This is a genomic window from Paraburkholderia sp. GAS333, from assembly GCF_050435665.1.
In the GTDB taxonomy this organism is placed as follows: domain Bacteria; phylum Pseudomonadota; class Gammaproteobacteria; order Burkholderiales; family Burkholderiaceae; genus Paraburkholderia; species Paraburkholderia fungorum_A.
Window position 1 is genome coordinate 1624968 of record NZ_JBNDKS010000001.1, and the last position, 16100, is coordinate 1641067.

13 protein-coding genes and 1 other RNA gene are annotated in these 16100 nt (G+C 61.6%); 7 read left to right on the forward strand and 7 right to left on the reverse strand.

Annotated elements, in window-relative coordinates:
- Positions 1–35 precede the first annotated feature (35 nt).
- The 7 genes from ABH945_RS07220 to ffs form a co-directional block, all read right to left on the reverse strand.
- On the reverse strand, positions 36–848 hold the full coding sequence (locus tag ABH945_RS07220; protein ID WP_429250137.1) for an ABC transporter ATP-binding protein: 813 nt from the start codon (positions 846–848) through the stop codon (positions 36–38).
- A 121-nt stretch (positions 849–969) separates the two neighbouring features.
- Positions 970–2007 (reverse strand): ABC transporter substrate-binding protein, encoded by a 1038-nt coding sequence (locus tag ABH945_RS07225; RefSeq protein ID WP_429250138.1) that lies wholly within the window; start codon positions 2005–2007, stop codon positions 970–972.
- Between the two features lie 182 nt (positions 2008–2189).
- Positions 2190–3431, reverse strand: coding sequence for a CaiB/BaiF CoA transferase family protein (locus ABH945_RS07230; protein ID WP_074763887.1), 1242 nt, complete (start codon positions 3429–3431; stop codon positions 2190–2192).
- A 201-nt stretch (positions 3432–3632) separates the two neighbouring features.
- On the reverse strand, positions 3633–4229 hold the full coding sequence (gene recR, locus ABH945_RS07235; protein WP_074763886.1) for a recombination mediator RecR: 597 nt from the start codon (positions 4227–4229) through the stop codon (positions 3633–3635).
- Positions 4230–4652: 423 nt separating this feature from the next.
- On the reverse strand, positions 4653–4979 hold the full coding sequence (locus ABH945_RS07240) for a YbaB/EbfC family nucleoid-associated protein (protein WP_074763885.1): 327 nt from the start codon (positions 4977–4979) through the stop codon (positions 4653–4655).
- A gap of 70 nt (positions 4980–5049) precedes the next feature.
- The gene (locus tag ABH945_RS07245) at positions 5050–7611 is read right to left on the reverse strand and encodes a DNA polymerase III subunit gamma/tau (RefSeq protein ID WP_429250139.1); all 2562 of its coding nucleotides are present in this window, start codon (positions 7609–7611) and stop codon (positions 5050–5052) included.
- A gap of 244 nt (positions 7612–7855) precedes the next feature.
- An RNA gene (gene ffs / locus ABH945_RS07250) (signal recognition particle sRNA small type) lies at positions 7856–7954 on the reverse strand.
- 441 nt (positions 7955–8395) lie between these two features.
- On the opposite strand from ffs, the gene trxA reads away from it, so the two are divergent.
- From trxA to ABH945_RS07285, 7 genes are all read left to right on the forward strand, one after another.
- Positions 8396–8722, forward strand: coding sequence for a thioredoxin TrxA (trxA, locus tag ABH945_RS07255; protein ID WP_006048864.1), 327 nt, complete (start codon positions 8396–8398; stop codon positions 8720–8722).
- Positions 8723–8961: 239 nt separating this feature from the next.
- The gene (gene rho / locus ABH945_RS07260) at positions 8962–10230 is read left to right on the forward strand and encodes a transcription termination factor Rho (RefSeq protein WP_006048863.1); all 1269 of its coding nucleotides are present in this window, start codon (positions 8962–8964) and stop codon (positions 10228–10230) included.
- 209 nt (positions 10231–10439) lie between these two features.
- Positions 10440–11051 (forward strand): MerR family transcriptional regulator, encoded by a 612-nt coding sequence (locus ABH945_RS07265; protein ID WP_429250140.1) that lies wholly within the window; start codon positions 10440–10442, stop codon positions 11049–11051.
- On the forward strand, positions 11048–12604 hold the full coding sequence (locus ABH945_RS07270) for an MFS transporter (RefSeq protein WP_429250141.1): 1557 nt from the start codon (positions 11048–11050) through the stop codon (positions 12602–12604). The genes ABH945_RS07265 and ABH945_RS07270 overlap by 4 nt, the downstream gene beginning before the upstream one ends.
- Positions 12605–12619: 15 nt before the next feature.
- Positions 12620–13453 (forward strand): zinc-dependent peptidase, encoded by an 834-nt coding sequence (locus tag ABH945_RS07275; protein ID WP_429250142.1) that lies wholly within the window; start codon positions 12620–12622, stop codon positions 13451–13453.
- Between the two features lie 264 nt (positions 13454–13717).
- Complete coding sequence (locus tag ABH945_RS07280) at positions 13718–13984, forward strand: type B 50S ribosomal protein L31 (protein WP_074763880.1); 267 nt, start codon at positions 13718–13720, stop codon at positions 13982–13984.
- A gap of 357 nt (positions 13985–14341) precedes the next feature.
- Positions 14342–16099, forward strand: coding sequence for an ArnT family glycosyltransferase (locus ABH945_RS07285; RefSeq protein WP_429250143.1), 1758 nt, complete (start codon positions 14342–14344; stop codon positions 16097–16099).
- The last annotated feature ends 1 nt before the right edge of the window (position 16100 follow it).

Consider the following 16100-nt stretch of genomic DNA (forward strand, 5'->3'; position numbering starts at 1 on the left):
GGGTGGGTTCGTTAGTCTGCGAGTTCGCTGGTTCGCTAGACGGCGGTCAATTGCTGCTGATAACCCTTGAGAACCTCATCGCGCAACACGCTCCAGATCTGCGCGTGAAGTTCGACAAAACGCGGGTGCGCACGAATCTCGGCCACGTCTCGCGGACGCGGCAGATCAATCGTGAATTCGCCGATCGGATGCGTGCCCGGTCCCGCCGACAGCACCACCACGCGGTCGGACATCGCGATCGCTTCGTCGAGATCGTGTGTGATGAACAGCACCGCCTTGCGTTTCGCGGCCCACAGATCGAGCAATTCGTTTTCCATCAACTGACGCGTCTGGATATCGAGCGCGGAAAACGGCTCGTCCATCAGGATGATGTCGGGATCGAGAATCAGCGTCTGCGCCATCGCGACGCGCTTGCGCATACCGCCCGACAACTGATGCGGATAACGATCGCCGAAACCGCCGAGACCCACGCGCTTTAGCCATTCGTCGGCCTTCGCGCGCGCTTCGGCGGCCGGCACGCCACGAAACGAAAGACCGGCCATCACGTTGTCGATTGCCGCGCGCCACGGCATCAGCGCATCCGCCTGGAACATGTAGCCCGCGCGCCGGTTGATCCCGGTGAGCGGCTCGCCGAACACGCTGACGGTCCCCGACGACGGCGCCAGCAAACCTGCACCGATGTTTAGCAGCGTGGACTTGCCGCACCCGGTCGGACCGACCACCGACACGAATTCGCCAGGCGCAATGCGCAGCGTCGTATCCTTGACGGCGGTATAGCGCTGCGTGCGCTTATCGCGCGCGGCGAACGTGCAGGTGATGTTGTCGAGCGACAGGGCGGCGACGGTCATCGTTTGGCTCGCTTCTTCGGGATCGGGGTTGGGTTCTGGAAGTGGTCGCTTTTATACGGAGATGGGCGCCGCGAACGCGCGGCATTCATCGCCCTCGTCTCCGTCCTTGCACCCTGGCGCTTTACGCCTTGACCGTCGTCAACGCCTTCTTCACGAAGTCGTTGGTCCACGCCTTCGACAGATCGATCGGCTTGCCCTGCACGTTCGGATCGAATGCCTGCAAAGTTTTCAGTGAAGTCGCGGGACCGTCGGCAGGCATCAGACCATCGGGCGACATCGCTTCCTTCACGTGCTGCCACGCATCCAGATACACCGCGCGATCGCCGAGCAGATAGCCTTCCGGCACCGTGCTGATCAATTCGCTGCCGGTTGCCGTCTGCAGCCATTTGAGCGCGCGCACCATCGCGTTGGTCAACGCCTGCGTCGTATTCGGATTCTTCGTGATGAAACTCTGCGATGCATACAGGCATCCCGCCGGCATGTCGCCGCCAAACACGGTTCGCGTGTCGGCCAGCGTGCGCGTGTCCGACACGACGCGGATATCGCCGGTACGTTCGAGCCGGGTCATCACCGGGTCGAGATTCGCGATGGCATCGATCTGCCCCGACTGCAGCGCGGCAATAGCCCCGGCACCCGCACCCACGCCGATGAACGACACGTCTTTCGCGCTCAACCCGGCTTTTGCCAGCACGAAACTCGCCATGATCGATGTCGACGAACCCGGCGCGGTCACGCCGATTTTCTTGCCTTTGAGATCGGCGATCGACTTGTAGTTTGGCATCGCTTTCTTCGACACCGCGAGCACGATCTGCGGCGCGCGCCCCTGCAATACGAATTCGCGGAAATACTGCTTTTGCGCCTGCAACAGCAACGTGTGTTCGAACGCGCCGGAGACGACATCCGCGCTGCCGCCGACAGCCGCCTTCAACGCTTGCGAGCCGCCCGCGAAATCGGATATCTCGACGTCGAGCCCTTCGTCCTTGAAGTAATTGCGACGCTCGGCAATCGTGAGCGGCAGGTAATAGAACAGATTTTTTCCGCCGACGGCAATCGCGACTTTACTGGTTTCAGGTTTGCCCTGGGCAAACGAAAGCGGCGTGGCGGCAAGCGTGGCGCCGGCGAGCGCGGCGCTTCCGGCGAGGAGGGTTCTGCGTTGCATGATGTCGTCTCCAAACTTTTGTCGTGCGGCTTTTTTTGCCGCTTTGCGTCGCTCTTTACCGGCAACTTTTCTGGGTGCTGCTCCGGCGTGTTTCTTTCGAACGAGTGCCAGCCTTTCTGAGGCGGCGATCCGGTCGCTGTCTCATGTTTTACTCGAGGCACCCGAGGATGCCGCGCTTCGCTTCACACGATCTGTTGCGCGTGCAACCTTGCAATGTCGTCTGCATCATAACCTAGCGATTGCAGGACTTCATCGGTATGTTCACCCAGTTCGGGGCCGAGCCAGCGCGTCTCGCCAGGCGTCGCGGAGAGCTTCGGCGTGACCGCCGGCAATGTGATTTCCTGACCGTCCTGCCACTTGAAACGCTGAATCATCTGCCGCGCCATGAACTGCGGATCGGTGAACATATCCGCGACGCTGAAGATGCGGCCAACCGGCACATCGGCTGCATTCAGCACCGCGAGCGCTTCTTCGATCGTCCGCGTGGAGAGCCACCCGGCAATCGCGCCGTCGATTTCCTGGGTACGCGGCACGCGGCCGTCGTTATGTTCCAGCGCCGGATCGTTCGCGAGGTCTTCACGTTCGATCGCCACCATCAGCCGCTTGAAAATCGGATCGCTATTGCCGCCGATCACGATGCTGCCGTCGCGGCACGGATAGGTGTTCGACGGCACGATACCCGGCAGCGACGCGCCAGTGCGCTCGCGCACCATCCCGTACACGCCGTATTCGGGCACGACGCTTTCCATCATGTTGAAAACGGCCTCGTACAGCGCCACATCGACGACCTGCCCCTTGCCACCGTTCACCTGCTTGTGATGCAGCGCCATCAACGCGCCGATCACGCCGTGCAGCGCAGCGATCGAATCGCCGATCGAAATCCCGATGCGCGGCGGCGGCAAATCCGGATAGCCGGTGATATGGCGCAAGCCGCCCATCGATTCGGCGATCGCCCCGAATCCGGGCCGGTCGCGATACGGCCCGGTCTGGCCGTAGCCGGACAGACGCACCATCACGAGCCCGGGGTTTTCGGCGGACAGCACGTCATAGCCGAGTCCGAGTTTCTCCAGCAAACCCGGCCGGAAATTCTCGACGACGATATCCGCTTCTTTCGCGAGACGCCGCACGATCTCCTTGCCCTCTTCGGCCTTCAGATTGATCGTGACCGATTTCTTGTTGCGCGCCTGCACCGCCCACCAAAGCGACGTGCCGCCGACTTCCGGGTAGAGCTTGCGCCATTTGCGCAGCGGGTCACCGCCTTTGGGATCTTCGATCTTGATGACGTCGGCACCGAACTCGCCGAGAAAGCGCGCGGCGAACGGGCCGGCGATCAGCGTGCCGAGTTCCAGCACCTTGACGCCGGCGAGCGGGCCTTGAGCGGGTTGAGGCGCGGCGCTCGCGTCTGATTCAGAGGTGGCGCTCATGTGTCTCCTTTGTTCTGGTCCTGACGTATTTGACGATCTTGACGTTCTTGAGATGGCTGCTGACGCGCACGGCGTGTGCGCGCGGTTTTAGTGAGTGCATGGTTCAAGCCGCCCCTCCAACACACCGCACGGCCTGCTTCAACACGCGACATTTACCGGAACCGCTCGCTCGCGATCCTCCGGGCGTCATCGTGGAGACGGCTACATCGAACGGCGATCGAGCATCGCGCGCGCAATCGTGCCGGCGTCGACATATTCAAGTTCGCCGCCCACCGGCACACCGCGCGCCAAACGCGTGACAGCAAGGCCGCGCGCCTTGAGCGTCTGCCCCAGGTAATGCGCAGTGGCCTCGCCTTCATTGGTGAAATTAGTGGCGAGCACGACTTCCTTGACCACGCCATCCGACGCACGTTTGACCAGCCGGTCGAAATGAATCTCTTTCGGACCGATGCCGTCGAGCGGACTCAGCCGCCCCATCAGCACGAAGTACAGGCCGTGATAGGTCATGGTCTGTTCGAGCATGATCTGATCGGCCGGCGTTTCGACGACGCACAGCAACGCCGGGTCACGTTCCTCGTCGAGGCAGACCTCGCAGATCTGCGCTTCGGTAAAGGTATTGCACTTTTCACAGTGCTGCAGATGCTCGGTCGCGAACAGCAACGAACGGCCGAGTTTTTCGGCGCCGTCGCGATCGTGCTGCATCAGGTGATAGGCCATGCGTTGCGCGGACTTCGGCCCGACTCCTGGCAATACACGCAGCGCTTCGACGAGCGCCGACAAGGCGGAAGGTTGTTTCATGCGGGATCGGCGTCGAAGTGGGTAGTGCCCGTGGATGCGGGTCGCGAGGCGATGGATGGTTCGCGTTGGTTCAGTTAGCGCCCGGCAGGCTGACTGCGGATCATCAACCATCAGATGGAGAACCCCTGATTGATGGGCTGCATCAGAAATGCCGACGCGGTTTGAAACTATTCGATCAGTTTGAAACGAGGTGAAACTTGCAAACCCGGTGTTGTCGAGCACCTCGCTCGCGCGTCGACCGGTATACGTCAACTACTGCATTCCGTTCGGGCGCCGGATCGAGCTTTTCAATCAGACGCCCGCGATTACGTTCAATTCTGCAAGTGACGCACGCTATTCGCGTTGCGCTCGCGTGTGTAGCAGGCCTATGCCCCACATTAGCGATTCACGCCGCGGCAAAGTTTGCCGCGGCGTCGCTCAGAATCAGAACGGCATCTTGAAGCCCGGCGGCAGCGGCAAGCCCGAAGTCATGCCACCCATTTTTTCTGCGGCGGTGGCTTCGGCCTTGCGCACGGCGTCATTGAACGCAGCGGCGACGAGGTCTTCCAGCATGTCCTTGTCGTCGGCAAGCAGGCTCGGATCAATCGACACGCGGCGCACGTCGTTCTTGCAGGTCATCGTCACCTTCACGAGACCGGCACCCGACTGCCCCTCGACTTCGATCAATGCGAGTTGGTCCTGCATCTTCTTCATGTTTTCCTGCATTTGCTGGGCTTGTTTCATCAGCCCGGCGAGTTGGCCTTTCATCATGGACATGCTCCTTCTTGATAGCTTGGGATCTGCAAATCGGGCGCGCTAAGGTCAATAGCGGCGCGGTGAATCAATGGACCGGCGACGCACCGTTCGAGGCGGCGTCCGGGGAAATGGGGCGAATCGAACCAGGCACGATGCTGGCGCCGAATTCGCGAATCAGCGACTGCACGAACGGATCGGCGCCAATCTCGCGCTCCGCTTCCCGCTGACGCTGTGCGCGCGTCGCGGCGTCGTGTGCGGAGGCGGTCCGACGGGCGGCACCGACTTCGACCAGCACCTCGACGGTCCGGCCGAGTCTTTCGGCGAGCGCGACTTTCAGCTTGGCGACCTGCGATGCCTCCGCGTACTGCGGAACCGGCACGTTGAGCTTCAGCGTGTTGCCTTCGAGCGCCATCAGTTCGCTGTTGAACGCGAGCTGATACGAAATGCCCTTGAGCGGCAGATCGACGGCAAGCGCCGGCCAGTCGCCATTAAAACCCAGCGGATCGAGCGGCACGGCAGCGGGCAGCGGACGCGAGTCCACCACCGGCGCGGGCGAGGACGCAGGCGCTGCGTTCACTCGAACGTCGTCGGGACCGCGGTCGAACACCGGCACGTAGTTGTCGTCGGGCGGACCGAAATAGCCATCGTCCGACGCCGAAAGCGGCACGTAGTCGTCAAGCGGAATGTCGTCCCACGGAGGAACCGACGAGCCGTTCTGCTCTGCATTGCCATTGCTGTTGCGCTGAACCGGCGACGACGGCGCGCGCGCTGCCGGTGCGGCGTCCTGCTGCGGCGCGCGGCGCTCGGCGCCGGGTGTCGGCACGGCGACGGCCACGCGCGGCGCGGTGGGCTTCGGCACAGCAGGCGCAACCGGGGCGGCGGGTTTTGCGGCGGAGACAGCGGCGCTCGCACGGCCACGGTCCGACGATACTTTCAGACCTGCGCTGCGCAACACGTCGAGTGCGGCGCTTGCGCCGCCCGCGCGACGTGGCGCGTTGACGGTTGCCGATGGCGGCTCCTGTTCCACTGCGACCGACGCGGCCTGCGCTGTGCGCGTGAGCGCCGCAGCGGCAGGCGCGGTCAACGAAGAGGCCGGCGACGTGTGGTTGGCGACAGACGCTGCGGAGGTATCGTTTATCGCTGGACTGTTCGAAGCCGCGTTCTTAATGGAGTCGGCGGGCTCATCGTCCCACGGAGCCAAAGCGTGTTCGGTCGAAGCCACGGACGGTGCATCGACAGCCGCCGCGCTCGGCGCACTGCCCGCATCGGCAACTGGTGCGTGCGCTGCGTCACTCGAAGAATGTGACGCTATCGAGTCTGGCCCAGAAAGCGCTGTGGCGGTTCGCGCACCGCCAGCGGATTCGCCAGATACAACGCTCCTGCTCACTACATTGACGGCAGGCGCATTGCCGACGACTTGCGTGTCGCGAACCGGCACAGCAGCGCTCGCCGCCGATGCAGCAACAGTCGCCGAACCCGCACGCTTTGCACCCGCTCCGCCGACAGCTCCCGCTGGCCCAGCCGAACGCGCGCCGCCGCCAATCGCACCACCACCGCCCGTAGGCGCCGGCTCGAACGCCAGCATGCGCAGCAATGTCATCGTGAAGCCGGCGTATTCATCCGGCGCGAGGCCCAGCTCGCTTCGACCAATCGTTGCGATCTGATAGAACAACTGCACGCGCTCGGCGCTCAGCGCTTCGGCAAAGCGCCGCAGATCGCCCGCCTCCGGCCATTCATCGAGCACGGAGGAAGGTGCGAACTGTGCCCAGGCGATTCGATGCAGCAAGCTCGCCAGATCCTGCAACGCCGTCGAGAACGACAGACTGCGCAATGCCATCTCGTCGGCTACGGCAAGTACCGCAGCGCCATCACCGTCGGCAAGCGCATCGAGCAGACGAATCAGATAGCTTTGATCGAGCGCGCCGAGCATGCCGCGCACCGCTTCTTCATTGACCTGATTGGCCGAGTAGGCAATGGCCTGATCGGTCAGCGACAACGCGTCGCGCATCGAGCCGTCAGCCGCGCGCGCGAGCAGCCGCAACGCCTGCACGTCATACGGCACCTTCTCTTCACCAAGAACGTGCTCGAGATGCGACACGATATGCCCGGCGGGCATCTGCTTCAGATTGAACTGCAGACACCGCGACAGAACAGTAACTGGAATTTTCTGCGGATCGGTCGTGGCGAGAATGAACTTGACGTGCGGCGGCGGCTCTTCCAGCGTCTTCAACATCGCGTTGAAAGCGTGGTTGGTCAGCATGTGCACTTCGTCGATCATGTAGACCTTGAAGCGCGCGTCGACCGGCGCATACACCGCGCGTTCGAGCAGCGCCGCCATCTCGTCGACGCCGCGATTACTCGCCGCATCCATTTCCACGTAATCGACAAAGCGACCTTCGTCGATCTCACGACACGCGCGGCATACGCCGCACGGCGTGGAAGTCACGCCGGTTTCGCAATTCAGCGCCTTGGCGAAGATGCGCGACAGCGTGGTTTTACCGACGCCGCGTGTGCCGGTAAACAAATAGGCGTGATGCAGCCGGCCGCCGTCGAGCGCGTGCGTGAGCGCGCGCACCACGTGCTCCTGTCCGACGAGCGACGCGAAATCCTTAGGCCGCCATTTGCGTGCGAGAACTTGATAGGTCATCGAGAAATTGTATCAGTAACAATGCCGCTCAAAACCGAAACCAGAAGGCATAGGAACGCGCGTCGCCGCTTCATTGAAACAGGCTAACGGACCAATAGAAAAAAATAGATGAAATGTGGATCAGACATGAAGAATACGCAATGCAACGCGAATGCATGCACGGGGCATGGCGACGCCAAGGGTAATACCGGGGGAAGAAAGAGATTGCGGAAGAACACCGCAACGGAAAAACTGAAAAAGGAAAGGTGACGAGCCTGACCCTCGGCACTGGTGGAAAACGGCTGTGGCTGCTTCGTTCCCGACCTGACCAGGTTGACCATCCCTCCATGCGAGGAGGCCCGTCACGAAACATTCTATCACCGCTTGGCCGATCGTGCGACTGTTAATACGAGCAAACCGACATCGACGCGTCGAATCAGGCTTTCCCCTTCTTATAGTCGCTATCGACGACGCGCGCACCGAAGCCACTTGAGTTCGCCTTACCCGCCTCCAGATAAGCTGCGTGGCGGGTATAGAAACAAGATGTCACTTCACCGGCAGCCGTTGGCCCCACTGCCCCTGATGAGTACTATCGCCCCCGGCAACGCATAGCGAATTAAGCTAAACTGCCGTACGGATGACCCGCAAGCGCGAGCTTCCCGCACATCGTGAGCCATTTTCAACGGGTCATGCATGGGCAGGCAATGCTCCAGTTTGCGGCAAAGCGAACGGAAGTTTCCTTAGGTTTTGACGTATCGTGGCGAGCAATTCAGGCGGGCCTCGAACCGATAGAGGTATTCATACAATGAGCGAACAAATCAAGCATATTAGCGACGCATCGTTCGAACAGGACGTCGTTAAATCCGATAAACCCGTGCTGCTCGATTTCTGGGCTGAATGGTGCGGTCCGTGCAAGATGATCGCGCCGATCCTCGACGAAGTCGCGAAGGATTATGCCGATCGTCTGCAAATCGCCAAGATCAACGTCGACGAACATCAATCGACGCCGGTCAAGTTCGGCGTGCGCGGCATCCCCACGCTGATCCTTTTCAAGAACGGCGCAGTCGCCGCGCAGAAGGTCGGCGCGTTGTCGAAGTCGCAACTCACTGCGTTCCTCGACGGCAATCTGTAAAACGGTGTGCATCGGCGCGCCCGGCGTCTCTCGAGACCCGCGAGCGCACTGATTCGGGGCGTGTTGTCAACCGGCAACACGCCTGACAAGAAAGATGCCATGCCGTCGTACTGGCGGAAATTGGCGTGTGCTATGCTAGAATCCGCAAAACGTCGAAAAGACGTGTAAGTCCTTGAGCGGTTCCGCTCACTCTCCTCCCAGATTTCATTTCGTCGCACCTTCTCCTGCGGGTTCTCCGTATGCATTTATCCGAGCTTAAGACTCTGCACGTGTCCGAATTGATCGAGATGGCCAATGGCCTCGAGATCGAAAGTGCGAACCGCCTGCGCAAGCAGGAACTGATGTTCGCCATTCTAAAAAAACGAGCCAAAACGGGCGACACGATATTCGGCGACGGCACGCTCGAAGTGCTGCCGGACGGTTTCGGTTTCCTGCGCTCGCCGGAAACCTCGTACCTCGCCAGCACGGACGATATTTATATCAGCCCGTCGCAAATCCGCCGTTTCAACCTGCATACGGGTGACACGATCGAAGGTGAAGTGCGTACGCCGAAAGACGGCGAGCGCTATTTCGCGCTGGTCAAGGTGGACAAGGTCAACGGCCAGCCGCCGGAAGCCTCGAAGCACAAGATCATGTTCGAAAACCTGACGCCGCTGCACCCGAACAAGGTGCTGCTGCTCGAACGTGAAATGCGTGGCGAAGAAAACGTCACGGGCCGCATCATCGACATGATCGCGCCGATCGGCAAAGGCCAGCGTGGTCTGCTGGTGGCATCGCCGAAGTCCGGCAAGACCGTGATGCTTCAGCACATCGCGCATGCGATCAAACAGAACCATCCCGACGTCGTGCTGTTCGTGCTGCTGATCGACGAACGCCCTGAAGAAGTGACCGAAATGCAGCGTTCGGTGGCCGGCGAAGTGATCGCCTCCACGTTCGACGAACCGGCTGCGCGTCACGTGCAGGTCGCCGAAATGGTGATCGAAAAAGCCAAGCGCCTCGTCGAAATGAAGAACGACGTGGTCATTCTGCTCGACTCGATCACGCGTCTCGCACGCGCTTACAACACCGTTGTGCCGGCCTCGGGCAAGGTGCTGACGGGTGGTGTCGACGCCAACGCGCTGCAACGTCCGAAGCGCTTCTTCGGCGCGGCGCGCAATATCGAGGAAGGCGGTTCGCTGACCATCATCGGTACGGCGCTGATCGAAACCGGCAGCCGCATGGACGACGTGATCTACGAAGAGTTCAAGGGCACCGGCAACATGGAAGTGCACCTGGAACGTCGCCTGGCTGAAAAGCGCGTCTATCCGTCGATCAACCTGAACAAGTCCGGCACGCGCCGCGAAGAACTGCTGATCAAACCCGAAGTGCTGCAAAAGATCTGGGTGCTGCGCAAGTTCATTCACGACATGGACGAAGTCGAATCGATGGAATTCCTGCTCGACAAGATTCGTCAAACGAAGAGCAATTCCGAGTTCTTCGACATGATGCGCCGTGGTGGCGGCAGCTAAGTAGACCTTAACCCTGTCGAAGTAGCTGAATTAGTCTCATCGCATAGAAAGCCGCTCGCTGCAAACGAGCGGCTTTTTTACGTCTGCTTGCTTTGTTGCTTCCGGTCTTACGAAGCACGCCCGACCAACCCGGCCCCTGCCGCACAACCTGAACGTGAACGTACACGTTGGAGTACAATGCGACCAATCCGCCACGCCTGCAATTCCCTATGTCGAAGGACTCGTCCGCCCTGCTCACCGTACGCGACGCCGCTGAACGCCTCGGTGTGACGCCGCGTACGCTGAAGTACTACGAGGAACGCGGCCTCGTATCGCCCACCCGCAGCGAAGGTCGTTACCGACTGTACGACGAGGAGGACCTGAAGCGCTTTGGTCGCATTCTGCGTTTGCGGTCGCTGGGCTTTTCGCTGCACGGCGTAACTGAAATGCTCAAACGTCCGCTGGAACCTGTCGACGGCGGGCATCGCTTTTCCACCGAGTCGTTGCAGCAGATTCGCGACGCCATCGCCGAGCAGGTCGACGCACTCGACGTGCGTATCGAAACGATGCGTCGCGAGTTGAAGGAAGCGCAAAAATTGCGCGCCGAACTGAGTCCCGACCTCGACTATCTCGAACGACGCCTCGCCGGTGAAAATGCGGACACGCTGCTTGAACAGCGGCGCAACGCGGCGGCGAAAGTAGCAAAGGCCACGAAAGCATCCAACAGCGCGAAATCGGCCAAAGCGGCTAGCGCACCGTCCCCAAAACGCGCCAAAAACACCCGCAAATCCGAACCGGACGACATCACGCCGGACGCATCTATACCGGGCGAATCGTCATGACCACGGCGTCATCCCGCGTGGCGCTATTCAGCGTCGAAAAACTACGCGGCGATTTCTTCCCGTGGGTGCTGGCAGTTGTCACCGGCCTCGACTATTTCGACAACTCGATCTTTTCGTTTTTCACCAGCTACATCGCCGGCGGCATCAATGCATCGCCCGATGAACTGGTGTGGGCCTCGAGTTCCTACGCGGTCGCGGCAGTGCTCGGCATCCTTCAGCAGCAATGGTGGGTGGACCGTTTCGGTTACCGGCGCTACGTCGCCGGCTGCATGCTGCTCTATTCCGCCGGCGCGGTCGCCGCCGCACTCTGCGAATCGTCGATTGAACTGGCGCTCGCACGCGGCTTTCAGGGCTACTTTATCGGCCCGATGATGGGCACCTGCCGCATCCTGATCCAGATGAGTTTCACGCCGCAGCAGCGGCCCGCCGCCACGCGCGCGTTTCTGCTGCTGATCGTTCTGTGCAGCGCGCTCGCGCCGCTGATCGGCGGTCAACTGGTCGCGCATTTCGACTGGCGCGCGCTGTTCGCTTGCACGGCGCCCGTTGGCGTGCTGTTCGCGGTGCTGGCTTTGCTCGCGTTGCCCGATTCCGGCAACCGTCTGCCGGAAGAACGCGGAACCGCGCATTTCTGGCCGTATCTGATCTTCGCATTCGCGCAAGGCGCGCTGCAGATTGTCATGCAGCAGGTGCGCTTCCAGTTGTTCAGCGCTTCGCCGGGACTGATCCTGCTGACGGTGGCCGGCATCGGCGCGCTCGCCTGGTTCGTGTATCAGCAGTGGCACCATCCATCGCCGCTGATGCGGTTGCACGCGCTGCGCGAAAAAGTCTTCCAGGTTGGCCTCGTGCTGTACATGTTCTATTACTACATCTCGACGGTGTTCAGTTACCAGATCTCACGCTTTCTCGAAAGCGGCCTCGGCTATCCGGTCGAGAATGCGGGGCAACTGGTCGGCGTGACGTCGCTGATTTCCGCGAGCGCGCTGTTCGTCTATCTGCGTTATGCGAAGCTGTTGCCGCGCAAAAAGTGGATCATCGTGCCGGGCTTCGCGGTCGCCGCCTTCGCCGCGGCGTGGATGACGCGCATGTCGCCGGGTGTCGGCGAACAAGCGTTGATCGTACCGCTGCTGCTGCGCGGACTGCTGTTGCTGTTCATCGTGTTGCCGGTCGCGAATCTGACGTTCAGAATCTTCGCGATCGAAGAATTCACGCACGGTTACCGGCTGAAAAATATCGTGCGGCAATTGACGATCTCGTTCGCGACGGCCTCGGTGATCATCGTCGAACAGCATCGGCAGGCATTGCATCAAACGCGCCTCGCGGAGTTCGCGAATCCGTACAATCCGTTGTTCCAGAACACGCTTGCCACGCTGACAAACGGCTTTGCCGCCAGCGGTCATCCGGCGTCGCAGGCGCACTCGCTGGCGATCGTCGAAATCAGCCGGATGGTCACGCAGCAAGCCAGCTTTCTGACCTCGCTCGACGGCTTCTATTTTCTGATTGGCGTCGCGATTGCCGGCGGTATTTTTGCCGCGTGGCAGAAACAGATCGACTAGGAGTTTCATCGGACCATGCTCTCGAAACTCACTCAATGGCTGGGCACGCGCCGCCGCGACCGCGCGCTGCGCGACTACGCCATCGACGACACGTTATGGCAAGCGACACTCGACGGCCTGCCGTTCCTCGCCTATCTCGACGCGCCGGATCTCGCGCGTCTGCGAGAACTGGCGAGCCTGTTCATCGCGCGAAAGGAATTTTCGACTGCGCACGAACTCGAGTTGACCGACGCGATGACCGTGGCGATTGCCGCGCAGGCGTGCCTGCCGGTGCTGAATCTGGATCTTGACCTGTACCGCGGCTGGGTCGGCGTGATCGTCTATCCGGGCGAGTTCGTGATCCGCAAGACCGTCGAGGACGAAGACGGCGTCGTGCACGAAGTCGAACAGGATGCGAGCGGCGAAGCGTGGGAAGGCGGCCCGGTGGTCCTGTCGTGGGAAGACGCGCAAATGACGGACGGCGCGGAGGCGTACAACGTCGTGATTCACGAATTCGCGCACAAGATCGACATGCTGAATGGCGAAGCGGACGGCCACCCGCCGTTGATGCGCCGCTGGCACGCGCCGCTCGATTCCCAGGCGTGGAGCGACGTGTTCGACCACGCGTACGATCATTTTTGCGCGAAAGTCGATGCGGTGCCGGAGCGTCGCTGGGCGCGTTTCGAGCGTGAATCGCTGATCGATCCGTACGCGGCCGATCATCCATCGGAATTTTTTGCCGTTTGCAGCGAGGCGCTGTTCGTGAAGCCGCAGGCGTTCGAGGCGGAATATCCGGAGCTTTACCGCTTGTTGGCGCGCTATTACCGGCAGGATCCGGCACGGGTGGGGGTCACATTCACCCACGGCTAGTTCCGCGAAAGGCTGCTACGCAGCGGCCAAACGCCCGCTGCACAAGGATTCCGCCCCGCGCTGCGCCGGCAGCCTCGAATCACGCTCCACAAAAGTCGAAACACCCCGAACTGCTCGCGAACAGCTGGCACAAAAGTCGCCAAGGGACTGATTTTCTGGCATAATCGCCGCTTTTCGACCACAGGCAAGTGGCTCGCGCCTAGATGCTGTCCGCTCAAACGCGGCTGCTCGCGGGTTGGCTACCGCCAGATTAAAGGAAAGACCATGAAAGAAGGCATTCACCCGGATTACCGCGAAGTCCTGTTCGTCGACATGTCGATCGACTTCAAGTTTGTCACGCGCTCGACCATCCTGACGCGTGAAACCGCCGAATTCAACGGCAAGACCTACCCGCTCGCCAAGATCGAAGTGTCGTCGGAATCGCATCCGTTCTACACCGGCCAGCAAAAGATCATGGACACGGCAGGCCGCGTCGAGAAGTTCAACAAGAAGTTCGGTTCGCGCGCTACCGGCAAGGCAGCAGCGAAGTAAGACCCGGCTCGTCGCCGGTTTATGCCGGCAACGAAGCAGCAAAAAAGGGCAGCGCGAGCTGCCCTTTTTTGTCGCCTGGCCTCGCGTATCCGGCCGCTTATTCATGCCGCGCACCCAACCCGTTTAGCAGGTTGCCTATCGCTGCGCGGCCTCGCGGCTCAGCAACGGCGAAGGCAATCACCGTTGCCTGAAACGTCCGGCACCGTGTAACAGCTTTCACAACCACGTTGCGGGCCGTTACCAGCCGTGACGTGCATTGCATCGCCCGACTACAATGCCGGATGCTCCAGAGGGGCCATTCCAGCCGGACATGCGTCCGGTCCCGGCAGCATCGCTTACCCAATTTCAACATACCGCATGAGACCTGTCGTTCGTCTGACTGCCTCCGCGACCAGTGCGCTCCCCCGCTGGCTGCTGCTGACCATCTGTATCGTCTACGCGGCGTTCGGGCTATTCGGGCGCGATCCCTGGAAAAACGAGGACGCAGCCGGTTTCGGTGTCATGTGGACCATGGCGAACGGCAACGCGCACGACTGGCTACTGCCGAATCTGCTCGGCAAGTACATGACCGAAGACGGCCCGCTCGGCTACTGGCTCGGCGCCAGTGCGATCCGCGCGCTCGCGCCGTGGGTCGATGCGAGTAACGCGTCGCGCGTGTTCACCGGCCTGCTGTTCTGCGCGGGCTGTGCGTTCGTCTGGTATGCCGCCTACCTGCTCGGCCGCCGCGCCGAGGTGCAACCGTTCAAATACGCGTTCGGCGGAGAGCCGGAACCGCGCGACTACGGCCGCACGCTCGCCGACGGCGCGCTGCTGATCCTGCTCGCCTGCTTCGGCCTGGCCGAGCGCGGCCACGAAACCACTCCGCAACTCGCACAGTTCGTCGGCATTGCAATGCTCGTGTACGGCCTGGTGCGGATGATCGACAAGCCGGTGCAAGGCGCGGCGATCTGGGGCCTCGCGCTCGGGCTCGTCACGCTGGCGAGCAGCCCGGTGCTGGTGGGCGCGCTGCTGCTCGGCACCTTGGCGATGAGCCTGATCGTGCGCGAAGGGCGCTCCCGCTGGCTGCTGCTGGCCGGCTTGCCGGTTGCGCTCGTGGTGTCCGTCGCCTGGCCGATCGCCGCCCTCTCCGCTTATCCCGACGACGCCGTCTGGTATCTGAACCAGTGGCTGCACGTCAGCCTGAGTTCATTCGCAGGACCGCCCGGATCGGTCGCGGCGTACGCGCTGAAAAATCTGCCGCTGTTCACGTGGCCGGCATGGCCGTTGGCCGTGTGGGCGTGGTTTAGCTGGAAGGGCCTGCGACGCGCGCCGCACGTGGCGATTCCGCTGTCGGTGATCGGGCCGCTGCTGGTGCTGGTGATCCTGCAAAGCCATCAGTCGAACCGGCTTTACATGCTGTTGCTGCCGCCGCTAGCGGTGCTCGCCACGTTCGCGCTGCCCACGCTCAAGCGCGGCGCGATTAACGCGATCGACTGGTTCGCGCTGCTGAGCTTCACGATTCTCGGCAGCTTCGTGTGGCTGGTCTACGTGGCAGGGCTGACCGGTTTTCCGCATCCGCTCGCGCGCAACCTCGCGCGTCTCGCGCCGGGATTCGCGCCGCAGTTCAAGATTCTGTCGTTCGTGTGCGCGGTTGCCGTGACGGTGTGCTGGTTCGTGCTGGTGCGCTGGCGTCTCGCGCGTCATCCGAAAGTCTTGTGGCGCAGCGTGGTGCTCTCGAGCGCCGGCACGACACTGATGTGGGTGCTGCTGATGACGCTCTGGCTGCCCGTCGTCAACTACAGCCGGACTTATAAGGATGTCGCCGAGCAGATAGCCAGCCATCTGCCGGAAGACTACACGTGCATTTCGCCCGTGCGGCTCGGTAACGCGCAACTCGCGACCTTCGCGTATTTCGGCGACATGCACTTCTCGTTCGACCAGGATTGCGACGTGATCCTGCGTCAGGACGCGACCGAATACGGCGATCCGAGCGCCATGCCCGACTACATCTGGAAGCTGGTATGGGAAGGCCGTCGCGTGGCCGACCGCGACGAACGTTTCCGGCTGTACGTGCGCATCGACCGGCCGAAGCCGCCGGCTGTCAAGCGCCGCACTTACCACAAGCCGGCCAGCTGAC